Source organism: Microcoleus sp. K1-B1 (genome assembly GCF_036704705.1).
Taxonomy (GTDB): domain Bacteria; phylum Cyanobacteriota; class Cyanobacteriia; order Cyanobacteriales; family Microcoleaceae; genus Microcoleus.
On sequence record NZ_JAUBSH010000020.1, the window covers coordinates 7,737 to 31,392 of the forward strand.

Annotated in this window: 19 protein-coding genes and 1 pseudogene; 6 read left to right on the plus strand and 14 right to left on the minus strand. The window is 45.7% G+C overall.

What is annotated here, in order from left to right; translation table 11 throughout:
* The 3 genes and pseudogenes from QUA83_RS10015 to QUA83_RS10025 all read right to left on the minus strand — a co-directional run.
* Window positions 1–303: pseudogene (locus tag QUA83_RS10015) on the minus strand (hypothetical protein); the annotation flags it as partial.
* Entirely contained in the window at window positions 296–700 is a 405-nt protein-coding gene (locus tag QUA83_RS10020) for a hypothetical protein (RefSeq protein ID WP_333292908.1), read from the minus strand. The pseudogene QUA83_RS10015 and the gene QUA83_RS10020, both read right to left, overlap by 8 nt.
* A 194-nt stretch (window positions 701–894) precedes the next feature.
* Complete coding sequence (locus QUA83_RS10025) at window positions 895–2,106, minus strand: tyrosine-type recombinase/integrase (RefSeq protein ID WP_333292910.1); 1,212 nt, start codon at window positions 2,104–2,106, stop codon at window positions 895–897.
* Between the two features lie 632 nt (window positions 2,107–2,738).
* On the opposite strand from QUA83_RS10025, the gene QUA83_RS10030 reads away from it, so the two are divergent.
* The 3 genes from QUA83_RS10030 (at window position 2,739) to QUA83_RS10040 (ending at window position 6,379) form a co-directional block, all read left to right on the plus strand.
* Window positions 2,739–4,265 carry a site-2 protease family protein gene (locus QUA83_RS10030; RefSeq protein ID WP_445301768.1) on the plus strand — a complete coding sequence of 509 codons (1,527 nt, stop codon included), beginning with the start codon at window positions 2,739–2,741 and terminating at the stop codon, window positions 4,263–4,265.
* Window positions 4,266–4,504: 239 nt separating this feature from the next.
* The gene (locus QUA83_RS10035; protein WP_333292914.1) at window positions 4,505–5,458 is read left to right on the plus strand and encodes a hypothetical protein; all 954 of its coding nucleotides are present in this window, start codon (window positions 4,505–4,507) and stop codon (window positions 5,456–5,458) included.
* A gap of 252 nt (window positions 5,459–5,710) precedes the next feature.
* Window positions 5,711–6,379 (plus strand): hypothetical protein, encoded by a 669-nt coding sequence (locus tag QUA83_RS10040; protein WP_333292915.1) that lies wholly within the window; start codon window positions 5,711–5,713, stop codon window positions 6,377–6,379.
* Between the two features lie 131 nt (window positions 6,380–6,510).
* Here QUA83_RS10040 and QUA83_RS10045 read toward each other — a convergent pair whose 3' ends face one another.
* From QUA83_RS10045 to glpX, 3 genes are all read right to left on the minus strand, one after another.
* A complete protein-coding gene (locus tag QUA83_RS10045) occupies window positions 6,511–9,531 on the minus strand; it encodes a UPF0182 family protein (protein WP_333292917.1) in 3,021 nt (1,006 codons plus the stop codon).
* A gap of 223 nt (window positions 9,532–9,754) precedes the next feature.
* Window positions 9,755–11,047: a glutamyl-tRNA reductase gene (locus QUA83_RS10050; protein WP_333083528.1), complete on the minus strand. Its 1,293-nt coding sequence runs from the start codon at window positions 11,045–11,047 to the stop codon at window positions 9,755–9,757.
* A gap of 145 nt (window positions 11,048–11,192) precedes the next feature.
* The gene (gene glpX / locus QUA83_RS10055) at window positions 11,193–12,230 is read right to left on the minus strand and encodes a class II fructose-bisphosphatase (protein WP_333292919.1); all 1,038 of its coding nucleotides are present in this window, start codon (window positions 12,228–12,230) and stop codon (window positions 11,193–11,195) included.
* Between the two features lie 498 nt (window positions 12,231–12,728).
* Between glpX and QUA83_RS10060 the strand changes: the two genes are divergently transcribed.
* On the plus strand, window positions 12,729–13,346 hold the full coding sequence (locus QUA83_RS10060) for a CP12 domain-containing protein (RefSeq protein WP_333292920.1): 618 nt from the start codon (window positions 12,729–12,731) through the stop codon (window positions 13,344–13,346).
* 120 nt (window positions 13,347–13,466) lie between these two features.
* On the opposite strand, the gene QUA83_RS10065 is transcribed toward QUA83_RS10060, so the two are convergent.
* The 6 genes from QUA83_RS10065 to QUA83_RS10090 all read right to left on the minus strand — a co-directional run bounded on the left by QUA83_RS10065 (window position 13,467) and on the right by QUA83_RS10090 (window position 19,137).
* Window positions 13,467–13,853, minus strand: coding sequence for a VOC family protein (locus tag QUA83_RS10065; protein WP_333292922.1), 387 nt, complete (start codon window positions 13,851–13,853; stop codon window positions 13,467–13,469).
* 150 nt (window positions 13,854–14,003) lie between these two features.
* On the minus strand, window positions 14,004–14,675 hold the full coding sequence (locus tag QUA83_RS10070; RefSeq protein ID WP_333292924.1) for an SOS response-associated peptidase: 672 nt from the start codon (window positions 14,673–14,675) through the stop codon (window positions 14,004–14,006).
* A 440-nt stretch (window positions 14,676–15,115) separates the two neighbouring features.
* Complete coding sequence (uvsE, locus tag QUA83_RS10075; RefSeq protein ID WP_333292925.1) at window positions 15,116–16,060, minus strand: UV DNA damage repair endonuclease UvsE; 945 nt, start codon at window positions 16,058–16,060, stop codon at window positions 15,116–15,118.
* Between the two features lie 343 nt (window positions 16,061–16,403).
* The gene (locus tag QUA83_RS10080) at window positions 16,404–18,056 is read right to left on the minus strand and encodes an AarF/ABC1/UbiB kinase family protein (protein WP_333292927.1); all 1,653 of its coding nucleotides are present in this window, start codon (window positions 18,054–18,056) and stop codon (window positions 16,404–16,406) included.
* A gap of 141 nt (window positions 18,057–18,197) precedes the next feature.
* A complete protein-coding gene (locus tag QUA83_RS10085) occupies window positions 18,198–18,899 on the minus strand; it encodes an HNH endonuclease signature motif containing protein (RefSeq protein ID WP_333292929.1) in 702 nt (233 codons plus the stop codon).
* Window positions 18,892–19,137, minus strand: coding sequence for a helix-turn-helix transcriptional regulator (locus tag QUA83_RS10090; RefSeq protein WP_333292932.1), 246 nt, complete (start codon window positions 19,135–19,137; stop codon window positions 18,892–18,894). The genes QUA83_RS10085 and QUA83_RS10090 overlap by 8 nt, the downstream gene beginning before the upstream one ends.
* Before the next feature lie 124 nt (window positions 19,138–19,261).
* Between QUA83_RS10090 and QUA83_RS10095 the strand changes: the two genes are divergently transcribed.
* Window positions 19,262–20,140, plus strand: coding sequence for a DNA (cytosine-5-)-methyltransferase (locus QUA83_RS10095; protein ID WP_333151335.1), 879 nt, complete (start codon window positions 19,262–19,264; stop codon window positions 20,138–20,140).
* A gap of 174 nt (window positions 20,141–20,314) precedes the next feature.
* Here the strand turns inward: QUA83_RS10095 and QUA83_RS10100 are convergent, their stop codons facing one another.
* Together QUA83_RS10100 and QUA83_RS10105 are read right to left on the minus strand one after the other, a co-directional pair.
* The gene (locus QUA83_RS10100; RefSeq protein ID WP_333292933.1) at window positions 20,315–21,376 is read right to left on the minus strand and encodes a mannose-1-phosphate guanylyltransferase; all 1,062 of its coding nucleotides are present in this window, start codon (window positions 21,374–21,376) and stop codon (window positions 20,315–20,317) included.
* A 221-nt stretch (window positions 21,377–21,597) separates the two neighbouring features.
* Complete coding sequence (locus tag QUA83_RS10105) at window positions 21,598–22,209, minus strand: thylakoid membrane photosystem I accumulation factor (protein ID WP_333292935.1); 612 nt, start codon at window positions 22,207–22,209, stop codon at window positions 21,598–21,600.
* Window positions 22,210–22,531: 322 nt separating this feature from the next.
* Here QUA83_RS10105 and QUA83_RS10110 point away from each other — a divergent pair, with 322 nt between their 5' ends.
* Window positions 22,532–23,434, plus strand: coding sequence for an undecaprenyl-diphosphate phosphatase (locus QUA83_RS10110; protein ID WP_333292936.1), 903 nt, complete (start codon window positions 22,532–22,534; stop codon window positions 23,432–23,434).
* The last annotated feature ends 222 nt before the right edge of the window (window positions 23,435–23,656 follow it).

The following is a 23,656-nucleotide window of genomic DNA, read 5'->3' on the forward strand; positions in this document are numbered from 1 at the left end:
GTCAAGCGGTTCAGGCGTTGTGCATACAGTGTCTAGCGGTATGTCTAGCACTATGTCTACATTCACTGTGTCAAGCGGTTCAGGCGTTGTGCATACAGTGTCTAGCGGTATGTCTAGCACTATGTCTACATTCACTGTGTCAAGCGATTCGCCGTCAACCAGGTACAGTTCTAGCAGCGATTCCCACGTAGCAGTTTTGCTAAGCTTCCCGAACTGCTTGGCGTCTTCATTGGTGAATCCACGGTCATAGGCGATCGCCTTTAATTGGTCAATGCGACGGTAGCTGACAGTAGGTTTAGTCATGGCTGACAAGCCTCAATCCGCTAGCCATAGTCGGCTCGCCATCGTAGCAGGGGTACAAGTAATCAAGCCCGCTAGTGGTATGCGTCCAACGTACAAAGTAGACCCAAGTGTTTGCAGCCAAACCGGATTCAGATTCTGGCAGCCACCGCATACCAAGAATTTCACTAAAATCAGTAGCAGAGTCGGGAGCATCCTCGTCATCGTCATCAACCCAGTCGCTAGCTATCAAGTCGCCAATATTGAACGCTGGGGAGGGATAACTTTTAGATAAGGTGACAGGCTGAATACGCGGCACAAAAAACAGCAAAGCGGCCGATGCGATTTTCTGCAATAACTCGCGACGGGGAAACATTAAGAGTTGCGATCGTCCGTTAGGACAATCGGCTGAAAGTGGCATAATTTATAGGCTCCAAACGTAATAACTCTACGGTTTGGGGAAGTCGTGGTTTGGCTAGCATTGCAAGTGCTCGTCAACCGCGCAACAATCTTCCTTAGTTACTCACGATTGCAGACTTACACTTCCTTGTCAACACAGGAACTGTAAAGTTTTATGTCCCAAAAGTTGCCCCTAGAATCAACATCCTAACAGCATCAAAGCGGGCGTAAATGCTCCAAAATCTTGTTATCTAAATAATGGGAATTAATAATACTTTCCGACGTATCACACCAGCGAGCAATTACCGCAGATGGGATACCTTGCGCCAATTGTTCGCTAATAAAAGTATCCCGACAAGAATATGGAGTAGTAGGTTTGTAACCAGGTTCCCGCGTCTTGTCAGTGATAGGTACAACTATCTTGTGCCAAGCTCTTTGAGAAAAATTACTGTAGTTAATTGCCTCCCCAGTTGGAGAAGAAAAAACCAATTCTTTAGAGTCAAACTGTTGCGGTCTAATTGACACTAAAAACCCTTTCAACTCATTATTGCAAGGGAATTTTCGGTGTTTGTTATTTTTACTGCCCTTGCTCTCAACAGCTTTCCCTTCAATGAACTGAATACTGCCGTTGAACAAAACGTAAGAACAGTCTGGCGAGACATTCCCCCAAGTCAAACCAATAGCTTCGCTAGGACGGCAACCCGTTAAAAACCAAAATTTTACGAGTGGGTAGTATGTGTTGTAACAGTGTCCGGGCTTATTTGTGTGAGACTCAAAAGCTTGTAACACCAACAACTTTTCTTCAGTGATAAAAGCATTAGGAGTGGGGTCATTCTGCCAGTTGTACTTAGGTAAATCATTAGCCATATCTTTGTAGGGGCTAACAGGCAAAGTAATTAACCTGTGCTTGATACCCCAACTAACAGCAGCATTTAAGTGGGTGAGAATACGCTTGGTCATGTCCCCCGTTGTTGTCTCTAAAAGGACTTCGCGAACTTCTAGCGCTTGCAGAATATCCGAAGGACACTTGGCTATGTGTCGCCCCAACGTAGTCTGCAAGTAGTGCAAAGACTTTGGCTTGAGCGCACCCTGCTTGTAGTTTAAATATTTGTCCCACAACTCTTGTAGCGTCAGACTTGTTGCCCCAAATTTAGCCTGTACCAGGTTACTGCTGTGTTTGTGGGGTTGGACAGGCTTGTATTTGCTTAAATCATTTGGGTCAAACATTCCTGTAAGGATGTCAAGCTCAATCTGCTTAGCCTTGCATTCTGCGATCGCCCGGTTTTCCAAAGTATCCGGCAAACCCATGCACACAAACTTATTTTTACCCCCGTAAAGCTCGCGAGGTAAATGAAGGCGTAGCAGACCTCGGCTTACCATCACCCCTACAGTCCCTTTTTTCCGACGCTGAGATTTGTTTGCTTGCATGGTTAGGTCATTAACTCTGCACACCTACAGTACCAAATTGTTTCGCATTTGTTTCGCATTTGTTTCGCATTTGTTTCGCATTTTGCATGACAAAAAACTAAGAAGCTTACGCACAGGGTGATACAATAATTTGACGCTACTGCCTTCTAAGCAGCGAGTCGCAGGTTCAAGTCCTGCCGTACCCGTTAACAAAACCTAATAACATCAATGCTTTGAGCCGTTCTTTACCGAAAAGGAGAGAGCTGCTGAGATCTTATTTGCTTAGCATTTGTTTTGGATGCCCGAATCCGAAACAAATCCTTAAAAAAGCCCCGCCTGCCAAACCCGGGCCAATCTTCCCGCTTCTGGCCGATCGACACTGATACCCTTCTGAGTATAGGTTTGCCACAGCCGATGTGGTATCATAAAAAATCTATTGTGTCAATAGCCTAGCTCCTGTGATGTTCAAACAGCACCAACAGCAGGTTGTGGGCCGAGTAGCCCTCAGAGGTTATCCTTAGTAATCAGGCTAGTTTCCGACAGGTTTGGATATGTTCCCAACAACTCTATTTAATGTTCCCCAAAATTTAATGCTATTACTCGACCGCAGCGCGATCGACCGATTAAAGCCCCTATTGGCGCAAACAACCGGAATGCCTATAGTTGCATCGGAAAATACGGCAACAATTGCGCTCGTATTGGTTGCTCTGGGAATTCTGGGTTGGGGATTTTATCGCGCCAGACCTTTTGGCAAACTGGGAATTTTGGCTTGGTTGCAGTCTGTTGCGCTGATGAGTCCCTGGCTGCTGTTCTTTGGTTTGTTCGCCGCCGGAATTTACCTCAATCTAGTGGCCGTATTGTTGCTGCTAGTGGCATCGACGGGATTGTACATTTATCTGGGCCGGCAATTGCGTAAGGCTGCATCCGATGCAGTGCTGCCGCGGCCGGATGCTGCTGAGGTAAAGTCCCAAAGCGATGCTTTCTCTGCCCCTGAGTCGCAGCGAACACCAGGGCCAGAAACCATTAAAATCGTCACCTCGTCGCCTGCGAATAATGAATCAGAAATAATTCCCGTTCCAGTGGAAGACCTCAAGGCAATTAAAGGCATCTTTGGAATTGATACTTTCTTTGCCACAGAAACGATTCCCTATCAAGATGGGGTAATTCTCAAAGGCAATCTCCGGGGAGACCCAGAACAAGTACACTCACGTTTGACGGCAAGTTTGGCAGAAAGATTAAACGATCGCTACCGCCTATTTTTAGTAGAAAATCAGGACGACAAGCCCGTAGTTATTATCTTGCCCAGCACCAACGACCCGCAGCCAACAACCGTGTCTCAAAAAATCCTAGCAGTCGTGCTGCTGCTGGCAACAATTGCTACTAGCTTAGAGACAGGCGGTTTGCTGCTAGGTTTCGATTTCTTTAACTCGCCGGCTAGATATCTAGAAGTTCTGCCAATTGCAGCCGGAATTTGGGCGGTTTTAGGCTCTGGGGAAATTGCTCGCCGAGTGCTGGCAAATCGGTACAAGGTTGGCTTGAGTTGGCCATTTTTTATACCAACTTTGCAGATAGGTTGTTTTGGAGCGATCGACCGTTTTGAGTCGCTGCTGCCCAACCGTAAAGTTTTGTTTGACATCGCTTTTGCCGGGTCAGCGGCTGGGGGAATAGTTTCTGTGCTAATGCTGGTAACGGGTTTGCTGCTGTCTCACCCGGGCAGTTTGTTTCAAATTCCCGCAGAATTTTTCAAGGGCTCGGTTTTGGTGGGAACTTTGGCAAAAGTGGTTTTGGGTTCGGCGTTGCAGCAGCAGATTGTTGACGTTCACCCGCTGGTAGTTATCGGTTGGTTGGGCTTGGTAATAACGGCGATTAATTTGATGCCGGCGGGACAGTTGGACGGGGGTAGAATCGTGCAAGCCATCTACGGTCGGAAAATAGCCAGTCGCACTACTTTGGCGACTTTTGTGGTGCTGGCCATCGTTTCTTTAGGTAATCCTTTAGCTCTGTATTGGGCGATCGTGATTCTGATTTTACAGCGGAATTTGGAGCGGCCGAGCCTCAACGAGCTGACTGAGCCTGACGACGCTCGCGCGGCTTTGGGTTTGCTAGCTTTGTTCTTGATGATTGCTGCGCTGTTGCCGTTGACTCCGGCTTTGGCTGGCCGTCTGGGAATCGGGAACTAGCGTAGCCGGGCATCTTTGGTAATAGGCTCTTTGGTTGCGGTAAATTAGTGGAATATAGGAATTGAGCGATCAAACTGGGAACTGAAGGGCGATCGGGTTCCTAACTACTAATTTCCAATTAAGAGCCCCGCCCTGGGCAATTTATCTATTACCAAAAGTTGATTTTTTTATAACCCAAAATTTGTTTAAACTTGATCAATTAAGTTTAAATAACTTATCTGAGCCTATAGGATAAAGTCATGGCTAATCAACTTCCTCCTGTATTGGTAACTTTTGATGCAGATGTTTTAATGACTGGCAGAACCCAAGTGTGGCAAGAATATTCCAAGGTGGGAACTTGCTATATCCCGGAAGTAGTGTACGACGAAATAGATCGTCTGACAGGGCAAGCGGTGGAAAAAGCTCAAGAGCAAGTAGCTAGAGAGTTTATGCGATTTTTTGCCGACAGTGGCTGGATTGCAACTGACGCTCAGGAAACACACCGAGCTCTCGAACCTTCGATCAAAAATCAAAGCAAGCCAGCAATGCTGGTAGTGGCGACGGCTCAGTGCGTTTACGGTTTGGCGACCGAACACCCGGACGCATTGGTTATTTTTGTGTCAAACAGCCAGCCTCTGCTGAAGCGGCTGGCTTCTGTAGGCGCTACGAATCTCTGCGGGATTACCGGGGCGATGCTGTTAAATTGGGCGAGGAAAGGGGAACGCCCGCCGGCGGCGACTCAGCAATTGCAAAGTTTGATGCGTACCCTCGCCGAACGCAAATCGGCTCAGCGCCCTAACAGCAGAATTCAGGATGCTGCTGTGGGCCAAACGGGGGCTTCTGCTAGCAAGTTAACGGGAATCCGCGGCGCTTCTGAGCTAAAATCGCCCAGCAGTTTTACTAAAACTAATAAAACGGGTGTGACTCAGAAGCGCAGTGCGAGTTCGCGTCCCAAAACGCCAGGGCGCAATCGCGAGGAGTCGATAGATTACGAGCCGGCTGTATATCGCATGAAACATATTACACCTCCGAAAAAAAGGAACAGCGGTTTTCTGTCTACTGTGTTCAATTTTTTGGGAGCGTTATTTTTCTTGACGGTAGCGGTAGGTATTTTGTGGCGAGTGTTCGATGTTAGGGGTTTTAGAAAGACTTTTGTGCCGGCTCTACCACAGCCTGTGCAACAATTTGTTAAGTCGATCGACCCTAAAAAATAATCTGGTTTTCTGAAAATTTCACCTTCAGATACGGCTGACTTGTGCCTTCGGTCATCGTTAATCTTGCACCTTGGGAAACTGGGATAGCACGCTTGGTTCACAAATTAGTTCCCTCCCGTAAATATAGCGGTAAGGTTCTTGTGGCGCACCCTACGGTTAGAATTTCTGGCCTTAGTCCGCTGGGAATTTTCAACGGCTACTATCACAACAGAAGATGAACGCTTCACCTTAGTACTCTAAAAATCCATCGCCATGTTGAACGGGAACGAAATAATTAGTGGATTAGCACTGGCTTTTGCGGGTTTTGCTTATGCTTTAGTATTTTTTGTTCTTCTTCCCTTCAGACAGTACGATTATGGAGCACCGCTTGGGGCAATAGCAATGGCGATCGCCCTTACTGTAGCAATGAATTGGCTACTATGTGCATCGTTGCTAAGTGGGTGGAGTTGGGTGGCTGCATTATTTGGTTTTCAGGTAGCCCTGATGTTTTTTGGTAGCGTGTTTCTGGAAGATGGGCTGTACCTGCCAAATTTGTTGTTTTTTGGAACTATGATCGTAGGATATGTGAGCGTTTATACCAGTTTTTCACAACAAAAAACACTGGTAATTGTGGGTTTATGTACAGTATTTTTCCTAGCTTCAATGTACTTCTCTTTGATTGGCGGCTATGTGCTCAAGGGCAAAAACCCGTTTCAGGGTTCTTCTACCCAGATGCTGCCGCTGTTGAATCAAAGGGTAGAAATTATCACCGACAATCCCAAACAATTGTATTTGAATGGCAAAACTGGCGAACTCACGCATATTGACCGTTATGAGGTGACAGTGAAACTCGATTCTGGAGGAGATGAGACATTGATGTGGCCCTATGTCAATGTTTGGTGGCAGGATATTAAGGCTGCTAGCGAACAGAAATCGCAGTAATTTACATGATAAATTCCATAGTTAAACAGGCGGATGTAAATAACCTCAGACCCATAAACATAAATAAATTTCTCTCTTTCTCTTATATTTTCGCTGTATCTTCTCTGTGCATCAAGAGCGCCAAGAGCGGTTCATTCACTCTTTAAAGCTGGTGCTGTCCCTTCCACAGGTCGAATAATGACCTGTTTATTAGTAGATCGTTGCTGAAAAAGTGCCTTGAGTGCCAAGTCAAGATTTTCTGCCATGACGATGCGGTTTTCGTAGGCAGCAATAACTCTGATTAAAGTCGGTAAACTATTGCGTTCGGCTTCTAAGTAAAGAGGTTCCACATACAGTAAAGATTGTTCAATGGGAATTACTAATAAGTTTCCTTGAATGGCTTTTGAACCCTGGCGATTCCAGAGAGATATTTGTTCGGAAATAACCGGATCTTGGTTAATTAAAGCTTCTATTTGTTCCGGGCCGTAAACTAATCGCTGTTTGGGGAATAAATACAGCAGCAATTTTCCGTACTCGCTACCATCCGATCGCCCTGCAATCCAAGCAATTAAATTGTTACGACTTACTGGTGTAAATGGAAGCAGCAAAATAAATTCTTCGGCTTTTTCAGTTGGCAGCTTCGTAATCAAATAATACGGTGCTACGGGCTGCTGTTCGCTGCCATAAATTTCATTGGGAACTCGCCACAAATCCTCCCGATTGTAAAATACTTGGGGGTCTTCCATATGATAAGTTAGCAAGCGTTCTGATTGAATGCTCAACAAATCTACTGGATATCTGATATGTTTGCGGAGAGCCGGAGGCATTTTGTCAAGGGGTTTGAAGAGTCCGGGAAAGATAGCAATCCAACTGTTAATAATCGGATCGGAGGGATAGGCCACGTAGAAGTCAACAGACCCGTTGTAGGCATCAATGACTACTTTGACGGAGTTGCGGATGTAGTTAAACTCATGATTTCCAGGGTCAGAATACGGATAGCGATCGCTCGCTGTATAGGCATCGATAATCCAGTAAAGATAGTTGGGAGATTTATCAGTGGCAGAGGGTGAAGGTTTAATCTCGTTGCCCTTTTCATCTTTTTCTTTTTCTATATCATCATTGCTAAGATTGGCGTTTGCTACTACTAAATACGGATCGGAATCGTAGCGCAAAAAAGGAGCGATCGCCCGGACTCTTTTATTAATATTGCGACGGTACAGCAATTTAGTTTCTGGCGTAAAATTGCGCGTCAGTGCCATTTGCCAATTTTTAAGATAATTAGCAAACAGCCAGCGCCGCCACATAGAACCGAGATCAATTCCGCCTCTACCGCTGTAAGTATTGTAAACATTGTCTTCGCCGCTGGGGTAGTCGAATTCTTTAACTTTTGTGGGCGCCATCGCTTCTGTATCGGTGATTTCGCCGTAGTAAATTCGTGGGTAGCCGATCGGAATACTGGCCCGAATTTGATCGCTAGTTACTTCCAAAGCCGTCTCTCCTTCCTGGGCTGCCACTCCAATATCTTTGACAAAATAATCAGGTAAACCGCCGACACCGACTGTATTTACCGGAGAAAGAGTAAAGCCGTAACCGTGAGTGTAAACTAGGTGTTCGTTCACCCAAGTTTGAGCATCGGGGGCAACTGCTGTGTAATCTAATTCCCGCGCTGCCAGAAACACTTGTTGGCTTTCTGAATCTCCCTTTTGTGCTTTTTCATTTTTGATTGTGTAGCGATCGATATCGGCATCAGGAAATGTATAATATGGTCTAATTTGCTGTAACTGTCGGGTGGTTTGCAGCAGCGGTCGCTTGTCCCACAGGCGGATGTTGCTAATAGTAAGTTGATTTTTTTCTAAGTCGGCATAAGTAAGTTTTCCGGCGGGATCGAATGTTTTTATTTCGATTGTGTTGAGGTCAAAGGCTTCTTTAGTAAAGGCAATACTGCGCTGAATGTACGGTTGTTCTCGTGCTAGTTCGTTGGGTTGAACTATGAGTTGCTGCACAATTTGTGGCAGCAGCAAACCTCCCACAAAAGTTAAAGTTACCCATGCTAAAATAATTTTTTTTATAATTTTATTTTTAATTTTGAATTGGTAAACCTGGCACAGCATCAAAAGTGCGATCGCCCCCGCCAAAATACTCAAAAATCCATAGGAGGGAAGCCGCACCGTCACGTCAGCATAATTTGCCCCGTAAGTAACGTCTCCCCGCGAATACAGCAATGAGTAGCGCCCCAGCCAATAGCGGAATCCAACGGCTAGCATGGAAGCTGCACCCAACCCGTACAAGTGCCGCTGTTGCGATCGAGAAAACCCCAAAAATATCCCTTGACTCAGGCTATTTCCCGATAGCAAATATGTTAAAGCACAAGATACTAAACTGTACAAAAATACAACTGTCAGCCAGAATCCTAGCAAATCTAAGATTGGCAAAATAAATACATAAAAGCTAATATTTTGATGAAAAAGAGGGTCGGTTGTGTTAAAATTAGTAGGGTGAAAATATTGCAAAACATTTGTCCAGCGACTGGCGACAATAAGCCCGATCGCCAAACTGAGAAAAAGGGCGATCGCCCGCAGCCAAAAATCAGGCTTAATTACCACAGCTAACATTGTCCCCAGCAGCAAGCCTAACTGCCACCACTGAGAAAATAGCTGCCGCGCTATTTGCTGGATTGACTCAATTCCCAACTGCACGGGCGCTGGAGGTAAATTGTCAGCTATACCGAAAGAGGTGAGGCTGTTTGCAGCTAACAGCCCGCAGTGAATTATTATAAAAGTTGCGATCAAAGTCAATCCGAATACTGCCAACAGCAGCCAGGAAAAGGTAATTGGAGATTTAGCAACAGGTATTTCGTAATTCTTCCCGGTATTCTTCCCCGTGTTGTTCGCCCTCAGTGAAGAGAATAGCGCCCCCACAACCGGCGATTTCATTTCTTCTGGGGGATGTTGCAGGCGGCGGGCTAAAGCCAAATTTCCGAGCAAAAAGACAGAAGAAACAGCAATTGCGATCGTCCCCAGCAACCCTTGAGTTTTCAGCTTTAATAGAAAAACCTGAAGATATCCAACTTCCTGAAACCAGAGAATTTCTGCCGCCATGCGCGAGGCAAATTCAAAAACCAGCCACAGCCCCGCAATCAGTAGGATTATTTGATAAATTCGCCTATTAGTCATTAGTTATTAGTCATTAGTTATTGGTTGAATGATAACTGATATCATGTTCGAGCAAATTACCCTCCCGAATGATGCTTTTGCCGCAAGGGTTGGAGGCATTTTTATTGATAGTAATTGACCGGACATAATATGACTCCTGCTTTCCAGTCAACGACTAACTGCTTTCCGGTCAACTGACTAATGACTAATGACTAATGACTAATGACCAATGACTAAGGACAAACTAGCTGTACTGCTGATTGACATCCACATCCAAATTAAACAGTGTTTGCAAAGTTTGCATCGCTTGCCGCCGCGCCTCAATATCCTGCTGAGCGCGTAACTGTACCATCGGATCGTGCAAAATCTTATTCACAATCCCCCTTGTTAAAGATTCAATCACATCTTGATGTTTCTCCGAAAATTCCGAACCCAGACGCGATAAAGCTTTTTCTAACTCTTGTTCCCGAATCAATTCTATCTTATCCCGCAAACAGCTAATAGTAGGAACCGTTTCCAGACTGCGCCACCAGAGATCAAAAGCCTCTACTTCCTGTTCCAGCAAGCCCTGAGCTTCCATTGCCATTTTGCGGCGACTTTCGTGATTTTGAGCTACCACTGCTTTCAAGTCGTCCACATTAAACGATCGCACATTAGCGAGTTCATTCGCATCCGAGTCAATGTTGCGTGGCACAGAAATATCCACCAACATCAAAGGGCGATTCGGGTCTAAAACAGCTTCCAATTTAGCTTTATTTAACAGTGGCTCGGTAGCTGCGGTACTGGTAAAAACCAAGTCAGAACTGGCAATTATCTGCATCATTTCGGATAGCTGATACAGGTGCAATTCAGCATCTTTAAACTGACCGGCCAACTCTAGGGCGCCTCGCACAGAGCGGTTGACGATCGAAATATGGCTAGCTCCTTTTGAGAGCAAATGCTGTACCAAAAGCCGCGACATTTTGCCAGCACCAATAATTGCAATTTTGCTGCTTGCTAAATGCTGACCCTTCATTTGAGCCAATTCTGCCGCCGCCGAACTAATCGAAACTGCACCGGTACCGATGCTAGTTTCCGTGCGAACTCGCTTCCCTGCTGTGAGAGCTTGTTTGAACAAGCGCTCTAAAATTCTGCCTACACCTTTGTACTGCTGGGCGAGTTTGTGAGTTTGTTTTACCTGAGCCAAGATTTGTCCTTCTCCGAGAACCAAACTGTCAAGGCCAGAAGCCACTCGCATCAAGTGCATCACCGCATCTTCGTGCAGCAAAATAAACAGGTGAGGGCGCAAAGACTGCAAAGGAACTTTACTGCATTCGGAAAGGAACTGAATAACCTCTCGCACACCAGGTTCCGACTCGCTGGTAACAATATAAATCTCTAAGCGGTTGCAAGTGCTGAGGATGGCAACCTCTTGAATGTGCGGGTAGCCGCGCAATTGGGCGATCGCCGCTTCAACTTTCTGTTCTGGAATGCTCAGTTTTTCGCGAACTTCTACCGGCGCTGTTTTGTGGCTGAGACCTACGACTGCAATATTCATATCTGTGATTTGTCACTATTTCTTTCTTAGTTGTTAACAGTCACCTGTTATTAGTTCTTAGTTTATCGCTAATTGCTAATCACTGGTGACTGTTCACCGTTAACTGTTAATTGTTAACATTTAACTGTTAACCACTAACTAATCACTAATTCAATTGCAGAGATTTCGGCTGGTCAAACATATGGATTGTATCCACAAACCGAGCAGTTTTCGACTGAGAAGAAATTACCAAACTTTCAGTGCGAGCGCCGCCGCCAAAGAAGCGAACTCCATTCATCAGCGTTCCGGGAGTAATCCCGCAAGCTGCAAACAGAACTGTTTCTCCAGATGCCAACTCTTCAGCATTGTAAATCTTGTCAGGGTCTGTGATGCCCATCTCTTTAAGTCGAGCGATATTGCTCTCTTTGCTTTCACCGATCAAACCAGTTTTTACAACAGCCGGATCGTAAATTAACTGCCCTTGGAAGTGACCGCCCAAGCAGCGCATTGCTGCTGCAGAAATCACACCTTCTGGTGCAGCGCCAATACCCATAAGTGCGTGGATGTTGGAACCAGAAAACGCGCAAGAAATTGCTGCCGAAACGTCGCCGTCGCTGATCAGCCGAACTCTTGCACCCGCTTGCCGAATTTCATTAATTAAATCTTTGTGTCGGGGGCGATCCATGACCACCACCACCAAATCTTCAATACTGCGGCCGAGACAATCAGAGATAATTTTGAGGTTTTGAGTGGGCGTTTTGCGAATATCTACATGATTCTTAGCAGCCGCAGGAGCAGCCAATTTGTTCATGTAGAAATCCGGTGCCGCAAACAAACCACCTTTTTCAGAGATTGCCAAAACTGCCATCGAACCGTTTTGACCGTAAGCCACCAGGTTAGTACCTTCGCAGGGGTCAACAGCGATGTCAATTTCGATCAATTCATCTATGTTGCAGACCTCTTTGGCATCTTCGCGGGTACAAATACCTACTTGTTCACCGATGTAAAGCATTGGTGCGTCATCGCGCTCGCCTTCGCCGATCACGATGCGGCCGCGCATATGAATTTTGTTCATGCGCTCCCGCATGGCTTCTACAGCCACTCTGTCGGCTTCATCTTTCTCGCCTTTGCCCATCAAGCGAGCGGAGGCGATGGCTGCCTGCTCAACTACTTCGATAATCTCTAAACCGATTACATTGTCCACGAACTAGATCCTCCCAACTGCTGATGCGTGCCTTGTGCTCTTTTGCACTCCCAGCCATCAAGTTTATCAGAGGCGGGGATCTCTGCGAGCGCAAGCAGTTGCTTAGTTTGTGTTAACTTTTGCTTCTTTGAGACTGGGGCTGGAAAATCTGAGTCACACAAGCTCAAAGATCGATCATCACCCCAATTACTTCACTCTTGCTTGGAGGATCGCACGCTAGCCCCGTCTGAGGGATAAATCGCTGACTCCAGAGGCTCCGGGGCAGCGAGCGGCTGTTTCCGGCAACTTGTCATCCCGAATGCCGTTAAAGGTTTTATGATTAGTTTGCGATCGCACGATTTCTCAGAAACCGGGTTGCTAAACCGGATTTATCGTTACTAAACCCAACATCTTGGTAGAAAGCGGGTTTCTGAGGGTAAGTCCTAATGATAATCACAAATCAAATGGACAGCCCCAAATCGGGACGCAGTAGACTTTATGAGCCGTAAGCAATAAACAATGATGATGAAAGCCCAAGATATTATGACAACAGAAGTTGTTACCATTCGCGGTTCAGCAACGGTAGCTGAAGCGGTGGCGATGATGAACGATTTGTGTTTGCGCGCGTTGATTGTCGAACGTCGCCACGAACAAGATGCCTATGGCATTGTGACAGAAACGGATATTGTCTATAAAGTAGCAGCCTACGGAGTAGACCCGAAAAAAGTCCGCGTCTTCGAGATTATGACCAAACCTTGCATTACGGTCAATCCTGACTTGGGCGTGGAATATGTGGCTAGGTTGTTCGCCAATACCCGCATCCGCCGGGCGCCGGTGATTAAGGACGAGCTAGTGGGCATTATTTCGGTCACGGATATCTTGACAAAAGGCGATTTTCTTGAGAAGCCGAAGAGTATTTTATTTGACGAAGAAATCGAACAGGCGATCGCGGATGCCAGAACTATCTGTGCCGAAAAAGGCGCTACTTCTAGAGAGTGCGCGGTAGCGTGGGATATTGTAGAGGAAATGCAGGCTGAGGCTTCTCACCAGCGATCGATGAAACTTGAAAAAACGGCTTTTGACGAGTATTGCGAGGAAAATCCCGAGGCGGCTGAAGCGAGGATGTACGACAGTTAATTTAGTTATTAGTCATTAACCATTAGCTATTAGTTATCAACTCTTATTTAGGGATTGATAACTAATAGCTAACGCTCGGAAATAGCTTTTTTTCGGCTCGCCTCACGAAAAATAAAAATCTTAAGTGTTTGGCCCAGTCATACAAAACACGTTGAGCTTATTCCCATCAATATCCCGAAAATATCCCGCATAAAACCCCGGCAACGCGCCTCTTGGTCCTGCTGGCCCTTCATCCTTAGCCCCAAGTTCGATCGCTTTGTTATAAACTAAGTTGACTTTTTCTGGACTGTCAACTTGAAGAGCTATCATTACTCCATTGCCAACAGTTGCTGTGTTACCATCAAATGGTTTTGTAATAGCAAGTGCTGGTCCATCGGGAGAAACGCTCCATGCGATAAAGCCGTCGAATTCCATGAATCGTCGAGCGCCAATTTCAGCAAGCAAAGCATCATAAAACTTGGCGGCACTTTCAATATCGTTGGTACCCAGTGTAGCGTATCCGATCATATTTTTTGTCTTCTAACTGATGTTAAGATTTAAAAAATGTTTGAGCAAATAACAACTGAGTTAAACTGCAACTTAGAAAACCCAAGCTACAGCTCAAACATCATTTTACATCATAACTCAAACTATCTCGGTTTTGTCGGCTGCAATGATTTATTGCCGATCGCTAATACATTCGGGACTGTCTCTACTTGGACTGTTGACGATCGCACTTACGGCCTTTGCTTTCATGGCTTCCGAAGCATAGGGCTTTAACAGCGGCAAAACTTCCTGAGCATTTTTTACCGCAGGATCTAGCCACTGTTCCCAATCGCTGTCTGGGAGAATCACTGGCATTCGATCGTGCAGCGGCTGCACTGTTTCGTTAGCAGCGGTAGTAATTATAGTGCAAGATACAATGTTTTCTTTTTCTGGGGATTCCCAATTTTCCCACAAACCGGCAAAAGCAAAAGGTTCGCCGTCTGCCTTTTGAAAATAGTAAGGCTGTTTGTTCTTTCCCTGCTGTTGCCATTCGTAGAAACCGTCAGCGACTATCAAACATCGCCTGTGCTTGATGGCGCTGCGAAAAGCTGGTTTTTCGGCTACAGTTTCCGATCGCGCGTTGATCATGCGGCTGCCTATTTTCATGTCTTTTGCCCAACTGGGAATTAAACCCCAGCGCATAAATTGAAACTGTCGCTGCATTTTTTCTAGTTCAACTGTTACTGTGGCAACTGATTGAGTTGGGGCGATATTGTATCGCGGTTTGATGTCGGGAATTCCCGATAGTTTGAAGAATTCGGCGATGATTTCACCTGAAGTAGTTAAAGTGTATCGTCCACACATAATTTTATAGTTGGTATTAACGCGGTTTTCTCGCCAGTCCGGCAGTCCGGCAGGGGTTTAAACCCCTGCCTCATAGCTAAAGTCGGTTAAAACCGACTGGAAATACGAGCTCAATATCTATCTATTTTAGTCCTCTTTTAGAGGACTTTAGCTATGAGACCGGGGTTAAAAAACTCTGTCGGATTGTCGGACTAAAGCGGGCGGGACACCCACAAGAAAATTCATTCTTTGTGGAACAGGCATCTTGCCTGTTCTTGCGATTTACCGTTAAAAACCCTCTCGGACTGTCACAATAAACCGGGCGGGCGAGACGCCCACCCCACAAGAAAATTCATTCTTTGTGGAACAGGCATCTTGCCTGTTCTTGCGATTTGCCCTTGGGTGATGGCTGGTTTTCGAGAGGATTGGTTTTAGGCAATTATTGTAGGTAAAACCCCACCCTACGAGACATTGCTAAATTGTGGAACCTTCGACGACAACCATTCGGCGCGCAATTTTTCAATAGCTAATTCTTTAAATTTAGCTTCTACTTCAATCCAAGGAGCCTGATAATAGCAGTTAGGCATTTCTGTAATTAAATCGCTGTGGCGCGGATCGGCAAAAAATTCTCGGCCATTGGATATATGCACTAATTGCCATTCAGGAACAGACCAAGTTGTGCGGGCTGCTGCGAGCATTTCGGCAACGCTGGGATCGTCGTAAGTTTCTAAATGTTCGTGAATGACGTGGTGGTGGGCGTCAAAAACCATTGGTACGCCGGTATCGAGACAAACTTCTAAAATTTCCGAGGAACTGTAAGCGTATTCGTCATTTTCAAAGGTTAAGCGCGATCGAATTGATTCGGGTAAATCGCGGATGACAGACTTGAGCTGCGAAATGCGATCGCTCTTGCCGCCGTGAATGTTCATCAGTGCCTGGGGCGATCGGGGCTGTCCCAACATATCTAAAATTAAAGCATGAGTCGCGAGAATTTTAATGCTATTTTCAACCACAGAAAGCTTGTCGGAACTGAGGACAACAAATTGATCGGGGTGGAGTACCAAACGGATGCCCAAAGACAAAGCGCGATCGCCGGTCTTCCGCAATTCCTCAGTCATGGAGTGTAGCACTCCTTCCCCCAAATCTGTATCTGCAAAAGGGAACAGTGCTGAAGTCATGCGGTAGAGCTTAATCTGATTAACGGAACAGAAGTCGATCGCTTTGTCAAACCGCTTTAAGTTGTCTGTATAAAGCTCGCGCAATACTGTTTCTTGTTCAGTTTCCGAAAGCTGTAAAAGTCGCTTCCGCGTGACAGTGCGAAAGCGAACTGCATCGGATGTTGTAATGCAGACTAATCCTAATTCTGGCAATTTGTCCTTTTCCAATACTTGGTTAATATTGCTCATTCAAAATAACACCTAGCTCTATTTCGATCGCAAAATAGGTTTGTAATAAGGACTGAAGTCCTTAGTTATCAAGTTTTGAGAGACTTTACTCCCTCAAAACTTGATCTAACTATAATTTCTAGCTTAGACTTAGCTGCTGCGGGCGATCGCCTATCTTAAGTCAGAGATGTTGCTTAATAGTTGAGGATGCTATAGCACTCCTGGCATAAATTGTGAAATCTTTATCTTCTCTTCTCAACATCCGCGTCAAGAGAGTCTTCGCGGTTCCTTCACAAAAAAGCCCGTTGCGCGTTTCCCGAAAGGATTGCTATATCTCCTGATTTTTTCCATTTCCCCTTTTCAATCAACTCCGCAAACGCCCTGACCTGAGAATGCTAATAATTAACCAAAAACCCAAAAAACTCGCCGCTCCAAACAAACCAGTGCTCAGAAAAGATAGCTGAGAAGTTTGCGCGTTAGAAGAAATAATTGCCGCCCCCACAATCAGCGAACCCACCACAATACTAAAAGAAAGTCGGTTCGCCGAATCCCCCAGAGTGCGACGTAGCGGATCGAGTTCTTTTAGTGTCAAGTTCCACTTCAAAGTTTCCGAAGTAACCCGGTCTAAAAGCACTTCCACCTGTCGCGGAGATTGCAAAGATAAGCTTTTCAGATCGAGGGCTGTTCTCAACAAAGCTTGTATCGGGTCATCTCCTAATAACTGACGCCGAAACATATCGGTCATCAGCGGTTTGACCTGCTCTACAATATTAAATCGGGGATTAAAAGAGCGCGCCAGTCCTTCCAAATTCGCTAGAGTTTTTGCATACAAACCGAGATTGCTGGGCAGCCTAATTTTATTTTTTCGGGTGATTTCTAGTACCTCATAAAAAATTTCTGACAAGTTCATTTGCGACAAGCTCACATTGTAATACTTGCGTAGCATTCGAGCCAAATCGTTCTCTAGATTAACTAAACTTGTCGGCTGAGCAAATTCTGCCATTTCCAAAGTTAATTGAGCGCATCGCTGAGCATCTAAATCGACAATTGACAGCAACATTTCTGTCAAATTTTGCTGAGTTCGCGGGTCTAATCTGCCGACCATGCCGCAGTCTAGCAAAGCTATGCGGCCGTCTTTGAGATAAAATAAATTGCCGGGATGCGGGTCTGCGTGAAAGAATCCGTCGATGTACAACTGTTGGAAGAAAACGCGGCAAAGTAGCGTTGTAATTTCTTCGCGTTCGGCATTTACATCTCCTTTGTGGCGAATTCCTTGCAAATCGCCTAACAAAATCGGGACTCCGTTCAGCCACTCCATGACTAAGAGTTTTTTTGTAGTTAACTCCCAGTTAATTTCTGGTAGGACAACTTGTGTAGGGTCAAACCATTTACTTTTAGATAAATTGCGGCGCAGTTCGTCTGTGTAGCTGGCTTCTTGAATGAAGTCGAGTTCTGCACGCAGGGCGATCGCAAATTCTTCTGCTAAGGCGACAATATCGTATTGTTGACCGAAGTCGGTGAGCATGACAAGTTCTGCCAAACCTCTGAGCACGGCGATGTCTTGTTCGATGACAATATCAATACCGGGGCGCTGAACTTTGAGGGCGACTTCGCGGCCGTCTTTTAAAGTAGCTTTGTGGGTTTGGGCGATCGAACCTGCGGCGATGGCTTCAGTGTTAAATTTGGCGAAGGTATTTTCGAGAGATTGTGTGAGTTCCTGGCGGACGATTGCTTCTACTTGCGACCACGGTACGGGCGGCACTTCCGCTTGTAGGGTGGAGAGAGTTTCGATGTAGCTGGCCGGTAAAAGGTCGGGACGGGTGCTCAGCAATTGACCCAATTTGACAAATACTGGGCCTAATTCGACGAGGATATTGCGGAGAACTGCTGGAGTTGGGAGACTGGGTGCGTCGGTTTTGCGGCCGGTTAGGAGGCTTTTCATGTAGTCCCAACCGTTGCGGAAGACGACCTCTAGAATTTCTCCTTTGCGAGAAGTGTTTTGAACTAGGCTAAACAAGGGGCCTCCGGGTCGATCGGGTTTAAGGGCTATATAACTACTAGGATAGCGCTGTTGACCGGGCTGACCAGTGTCTTGGGGAATAACTTGGGGGAAAGGGTGGGAATGCGCGTGACAGCTTTGGGGTGTGGGAGGTAGCAGTTAAGTTTGGCGGTTAAAGTAGCTTTGAATTATTTCCCTTAACAAAGCTTCTGAGCTAATTCCTTGTTTAATAGCAAGTGCCTTAATTTTTTGGATGTCAGAAGCCGAGATTTTAATTGGGGCAAAAGTTTCAGGAAATGCCCAGGCGCACTGTGTACACTCAAGTTGGCATCCTCGACAAGCCGTGCTTTTAAAGTTATTACATTCTGCACACAGCGGTTGCCAATTATCCTCTTCATTTCCTCCTCCTCGCAAGCGCGGAATTTTATGATCTCGATCTAATCTGACAAGAGGCGGTTGTCTGCCACACACTGCACAGCGATCTTGATATTTAATCAAAATTTTCTGCCAAAAAGCCTCACTGAGTTTGATTCTCTGTTCACGTTTTGGACTAATTTCTATGCTGAGTAGCTGATATCTTGTTTTGCTGCCACTACCAAATCTAACTATTCCCAAAAATCCTTCTTCCCCTTGCAGCTCTCGTATGCGTCTAGGAGTATCTGCGTAATTTTCTCCTCTAAAATTGTTAATAACTTGACGTAAATGCAATAGGGAAACTACTGGCCCTGGAATGCTGTGACCGGGAGGCCAAAGCGTCTCTAAAATTAATCTGTAATAATTTATATTGGCTGGCTTGGTGCTTGCAAAGCCAGCGCAAGCCTCTCTGAGCCACTGTTCACGGTTCGCCCCCATCTCACTCATGGGAGTTTGCCTCATCTCCGCGCAAAAGCCACTCTGGAGATACTTGCAGCAGACGCGCGATCGCATCTAGCTCAAAATCTTTAACACCACGCTTCTGACGCTCTATCTCTGAAATGTCAGATTGATCCAGCTTAATGTGAAAGTCTACATCAATTGCTGCGGCTAGATCGCTCTGCCCCCATCCGAGTTTTTCACGAGCCTGCTTGATTCGCGAGCCGCTAATATTAGCTTCGCCCATCTGATAAAGATGTTTTAAACTACGATTGAGGATGATATCTTGTGGTGTAGCAGTTTTGTAGACGAAAATCGTCTATAAAGCTGATTAAGTCTACAATCTGTGTAAATAAAGAAGTATCATTAAAATGCGAGTTGCGTCATTTTTTTCCGGTATTGGCGGTTTCGATCTAGGCTTTGAAAAAGCGGGAATGAATGTCGTATTTCAATGCGAAATAGATAAATATTGCCAACAAATATTAAAACGCCACTGGCCTCAAGTACCCATTTATGAAGACATCAGAACCCTCACACATTCAACTATCCCTGCCGCTGATTTATGGTGTGCAGGATGGCCCTGCCAAGACCTTAGCAATGCCAACACAGAAAGAAAAGGACTTGCAGGAGCAAGAAGCGGACTTTTCTACAAATTTATGGAACTTGTTGCAGAAATTCAGCCAGCGTGGTTGGTCTTGGAAAATGTGCCGGGGCTACTCTCGGCAGAGCAAGGAACCGCTCTTGAGGTCGTTATCGACACGCTGGAAGCGCACGGGTATTTGGGGGGATGGCTATCGTGTAACGCTCGACATACGGGCTTACCTCACGACCGAGACAGAGTGTTCTTTATTGCCAGTTTTAGATCGAAACGTGCCTGTAGAATCTTTACTGACAGCGGCGAATTGTCTGGGGATTCTGCGGCGCGAAAATCGAGGAGGAAGGAAACTCGATCGAGTGTTTGTGAAGGCATTATCGGAGACACTCCGCTTGTGGTACAACGTCGCGGCGGCTTCGGGTATACCTTGGCAAAAAGCGTCTGCCCCACGTTACGCGCCCAAACTGGAGGACATCAAGGAGGCCATTCAGACAGACCAATACTCTGTGGCGAGAAACTTGACTTGGACAGAATGGGAAAAGCTGATGGGATTTCCTCCAGGATGGACGGTCGCCGAGGGAGACTCCTTGGTAATGCCGTTGTGCCAGGAATTGCCGAATGGATTGGAAGAAAAATCTTAGAGATTGATTCGTAATTATCACAAACGGCTTTCATCGCCGAGAACGTGGAGGGAGAAAATACATAGAATAAAAAAGTTTGTAGTAAAAGCTTTAGTCTTTGCTTGATATTTGGTTAAGAAACGAATAAAGTCCTTACTACAAACTAATTTTCCTGGACTTTCCTTACACGTATTTTGTCGTATTTTTTCTTACAATAAATCTTTCAATTTCTCATCTTCTCCCAACACCTTAATTACCTGTTTAATCTCCTGCGTCCTGTCCTTTTTCACAATCAAAGTCACATTGCCATCTCGCACAACTACCACATCTTCTAAACCAATGGTGACAATCACCTCATTCTCATCGGCTGCATAAAAGATGCCGCCTTTCGTATCAATTCCGACGTGTTTTGCTAACTCCACATTCGGTTTGTCTCCTTGCAGCAAACGACCGATCGCATTCCAATCTCCCAAATCGTCCCAGCTAAAGCCTACGGGCAGAACACAAGCCTTTTGCGTCTTCTCCATCAGCGCGTAATCGATGCTAATTTTGGGTAATTCCGAGTACGCCTGCGCGCCTTTCGCCTCCAAAGCTGCCATCATTTCCGGTACATGATTTCGCAATTCTGTCAAGACTGTTCCGACTCGAAATACAAAAATTCCACCGTTCCAACTAAACTTGCCACTGGCTACAAATTCTTCCGCAGTTGTGCGATCGGGCTTTTCCGTAAACCTCGCCACCCGATAAGCCGGAAAACCCCCAAAACTGCCAATTTCCTCGCCTTGTTCGATGTAGCCGTAACCAGTCGAAGCATAACTCGGCTTGACTCCCAAAGTGGCGATCGCATCCTGATTTTTCGCCAACTCAGCCGCCGCCTCCAAAGTCTTGATAAACTCCTGTGGTTCCCCAATCCAGTGATCCGCCGGGAAAAAACCAACAACCGCATCCTCACCGTAACGCTTCGCAGTTTCTATCGCAGTCCAGGCCACCGCCGGCGCAGTATCCCGGCCCTCCGGTTCCGCCAGCAAATTCTCCGGCGGTAACAGCGGCAACTGTTCGCGAACCCCCGCAGCCAACATTTCCGACGTTACCACCCACAAATCGTCCCAACCGTTACCTAATTCCAAAAGTCTTTCCGCAGTCCCTTGCAGCAAACTCTTGCCGCTACCGTCGAGACTCAAAAACTGCTTGGGCCGCTGCTTGCGACTTAGTGGCCAGAAACGTTCACCTTTACCGCCGGCCAGAATCACAGGAATTAAGGTTCTACTCATTGTTTAAAGTTTAAATAGTTCACGTCCATTTTGCCCTGAGACCCGATATGGTGTTTGTAAAGAATTACTGAGGGAGAATGATGGTTGACTTTTGACTGTTGACTGTCTCACCCGAAATGTAGGGTGCGCCTAGCGCACCTTACCCAATATAAAACAAAAAAACTCTCGTTAAGGAATCTTGAAAATTGCTATAGCGACTACTAGCAATTAGCCATTACCTATTACTTCGACAATTCGACGTTAAGTTCGTTCACGACACGGCGTTTGAGCGGGATTGATTTTTCTCTGGGCAGCAAGTCAAATACTTTCCGAAAAGCATCATCTACCTGTTCAAATGGTATTTGTCCTTTCTCATTAAAAACTACTTTTCCCGATTGGTCTAAGATGACAGTTTGAGGTACAAAACCTTCGTAATAATGGCTTGGTTCGGTGATTTCTGGTGACGGTTGCGGAGGCAAGGAGTCAACTGTTATGGGCATAAAATCGGCTTCGCGCCCGTAAAATTCCTGGAGTTGAGAGACAACGATAGCGTACTGCTTGGAGTCGCTGCTGTCATCAGTGTAAAAAACTAACAGTACGGGTTTATGACGTTTGAAAGAATCTGCAATCTTGACTTTAGGAGGAACTAGGGAACCGTTGCCGGCGTAGAGGGCAAATATTGTACCGTCAAAGCGATCGTCGGTGAGAGTTGCCAAGGCTGGCGCAGTGCCGCTTAGCAGTATGAAGCTAAGTGCGATCGCTACTGTTAAAAGACTGGCTGACAAAATTCGCCTCAGCCAGCGGATGCCAGAAGCAGCAGTAACAAGTGAATTTTTGTTCTCAGGAAATATCATAGGTTGTTGGCAGTTGCTGTAAGGAAAGCGAAATCAGATGCAAAAACTTTCCTAAGTTTATCAGCAAAATGTAGGCAAATGTTCTTGAGTAGGTTAAAGTAGTTTCGGCTCGATGATCATAAATTGCTGATAGTGGCGATCGACAAGGCGATTCTACAGGTCGAAGATCACTATTTGCGATCGGCTTTTCAGGGGCGGACTAGAACTGTCCGCGCCACAATAAAATTTATTTGTGGTGGGGTGGGCTTCTAGCTTCCCAGAAGGGTGCAAGATATTAAATTCAACTGATTACTAGAAACTGACAACTAGGAATTTACAACTAATGATAGCTTTGCTTGACGCACTCCTCGCCCAAACGCCCGCTGCTGATGTTTCCGGGTCTGCTCAAATCAATCTGGTGCAGGCCCTTGTTTTAGGAATTGTACAAGGATTAACAGAGTTTTTGCCCATCAGCAGCAGCGCTCATTTAAAGGTAGTGCCGATCGCTCTGGGATGGGGCGACCCCGGGGTTGCTTATACTGCTGTTATTCAGTTGGGCAGCATTATTGCAGTGCTTTGGTATTTCTGGAAAGACTTGACAAATATAACTGTTGGTGCAGTAGAAGCCGTGGTGCAGCGCAACTACAAATCGCATGAGTTTCAAATGGCAGTGGCGCTCGTTTTGGGAACAATACCTATAGTCTTTTTTGGGCTGCTAATCAAGGCATTGATTCCAGATTTTGATAAGTCGCCACTCAGGAGTTTGGCCAGCATCGCCATTGCTTCGATAGTCATGTCGCTACTTTTAGCAACAGCAGAAAAAATTGGCAAGCGCAATCGCACTTATGAAAAGTTAACTGTCTTAGACGGTATTTTGATGGGATTAGCTCAAGCAATTGCATTGATTCCGGGGTGTTCGCGATCGGGTTCAACTCTAACAGCAGGATTGTTCATGGGATTGGAAAGACCTGCTGCCGCGCGGTTTTCTTTTTTATTAGGAATTCCGGCAATTACTCTGGCTGGATTAGTGGAATTAAAGGGTGATTTGGCACAAGGAATCGGCGATGCAGGAGTTGCAGCTTTGATAGTGGGAACGATTTCATCGTTTGTGTTTTCTTATTTGTCGATCGCGTGGCTAATGAAGTTCCTGCAAACTCAAAAGACGTGGATATTTGTGTTGTATCGGCTAGCTTTTGGCGTAGCCATTTTAACGGCGCTCGCAGGGGGGGCAGTGCGAAATATATAAAATAGAAAAAATAGAAATGCGATAGCAGTAGGAGCGACTTATGTCGCTCTGAACTCGGTCTAATTAATAACTGGAACGCCAAATTATACTCTATTTTTTTATAAAAATATAAATCCAAAAAATTAACTAATTTTTGGATATTTAAAAATCAATTTATAGAGGAAAAATGAGATAAAATCTGCGTACTTTTAATGAGGAAGCCGAAGGATTATTTTCCGTTTT

Bases quoted from the DNA above. Each gene is read 5' to 3' on its own strand.
- QUA83_RS10095 (WP_333151335.1), top strand. From the start codon at position 19,262: ATGCGAGTTGCGTCATTTTTTTCCGGTATTGGCGGTTTCGATCTAGGC.
- QUA83_RS10090 (WP_333292932.1), bottom strand. From the start codon at position 19,137: ATGGGCGAAGCTAATATTAGCGGCTCGCGAATCAAGCAGGCTCGTGAA.
- QUA83_RS10070 (WP_333292924.1), bottom strand. From the start codon at position 14,675: ATGTGTGGACGATACACTTTAACTACTTCAGGTGAAATCATCGCCGAA.
- QUA83_RS10065 (WP_333292922.1), bottom strand. From the start codon at position 13,853: ATGATCGGATACGCTACACTGGGTACCAACGATATTGAAAGTGCCGCC.
- QUA83_RS10100 (WP_333292933.1), bottom strand. From the start codon at position 21,376: ATGAGTAGAACCTTAATTCCTGTGATTCTGGCCGGCGGTAAAGGTGAA.
- uvsE (WP_333292925.1), bottom strand. From the start codon at position 16,060: ATGAGCAATATTAACCAAGTATTGGAAAAGGACAAATTGCCAGAATTA.
- QUA83_RS10040 (WP_333292915.1), top strand. From the start codon at position 5,711: ATGTTGAACGGGAACGAAATAATTAGTGGATTAGCACTGGCTTTTGCG.
- QUA83_RS10110 (WP_333292936.1), top strand. From the start codon at position 22,532: ATGATAGCTTTGCTTGACGCACTCCTCGCCCAAACGCCCGCTGCTGAT.
- QUA83_RS10025 (WP_333292910.1), bottom strand. From the start codon at position 2,106: ATGCAAGCAAACAAATCTCAGCGTCGGAAAAAAGGGACTGTAGGGGTG.
- QUA83_RS10105 (WP_333292935.1), bottom strand. From the start codon at position 22,209: ATGATATTTCCTGAGAACAAAAATTCACTTGTTACTGCTGCTTCTGGC.
- QUA83_RS10020 (WP_333292908.1), bottom strand. From the start codon at position 700: ATGCCACTTTCAGCCGATTGTCCTAACGGACGATCGCAACTCTTAATG.
- QUA83_RS10035 (WP_333292914.1), top strand. From the start codon at position 4,505: ATGGCTAATCAACTTCCTCCTGTATTGGTAACTTTTGATGCAGATGTT.
- QUA83_RS10045 (WP_333292917.1), bottom strand. From the start codon at position 9,531: ATGACTAATAGGCGAATTTATCAAATAATCCTACTGATTGCGGGGCTG.
- QUA83_RS10050 (WP_333083528.1), bottom strand. From the start codon at position 11,047: ATGAATATTGCAGTCGTAGGTCTCAGCCACAAAACAGCGCCGGTAGAA.
- QUA83_RS10060 (WP_333292920.1), top strand. From the start codon at position 12,729: ATGATGATGAAAGCCCAAGATATTATGACAACAGAAGTTGTTACCATT.
- QUA83_RS10085 (WP_333292929.1), bottom strand. From the start codon at position 18,899: ATGAGTGAGATGGGGGCGAACCGTGAACAGTGGCTCAGAGAGGCTTGC.
- QUA83_RS10030 (WP_445301768.1), top strand. From the start codon at position 2,739: ATGCCTATAGTTGCATCGGAAAATACGGCAACAATTGCGCTCGTATTG.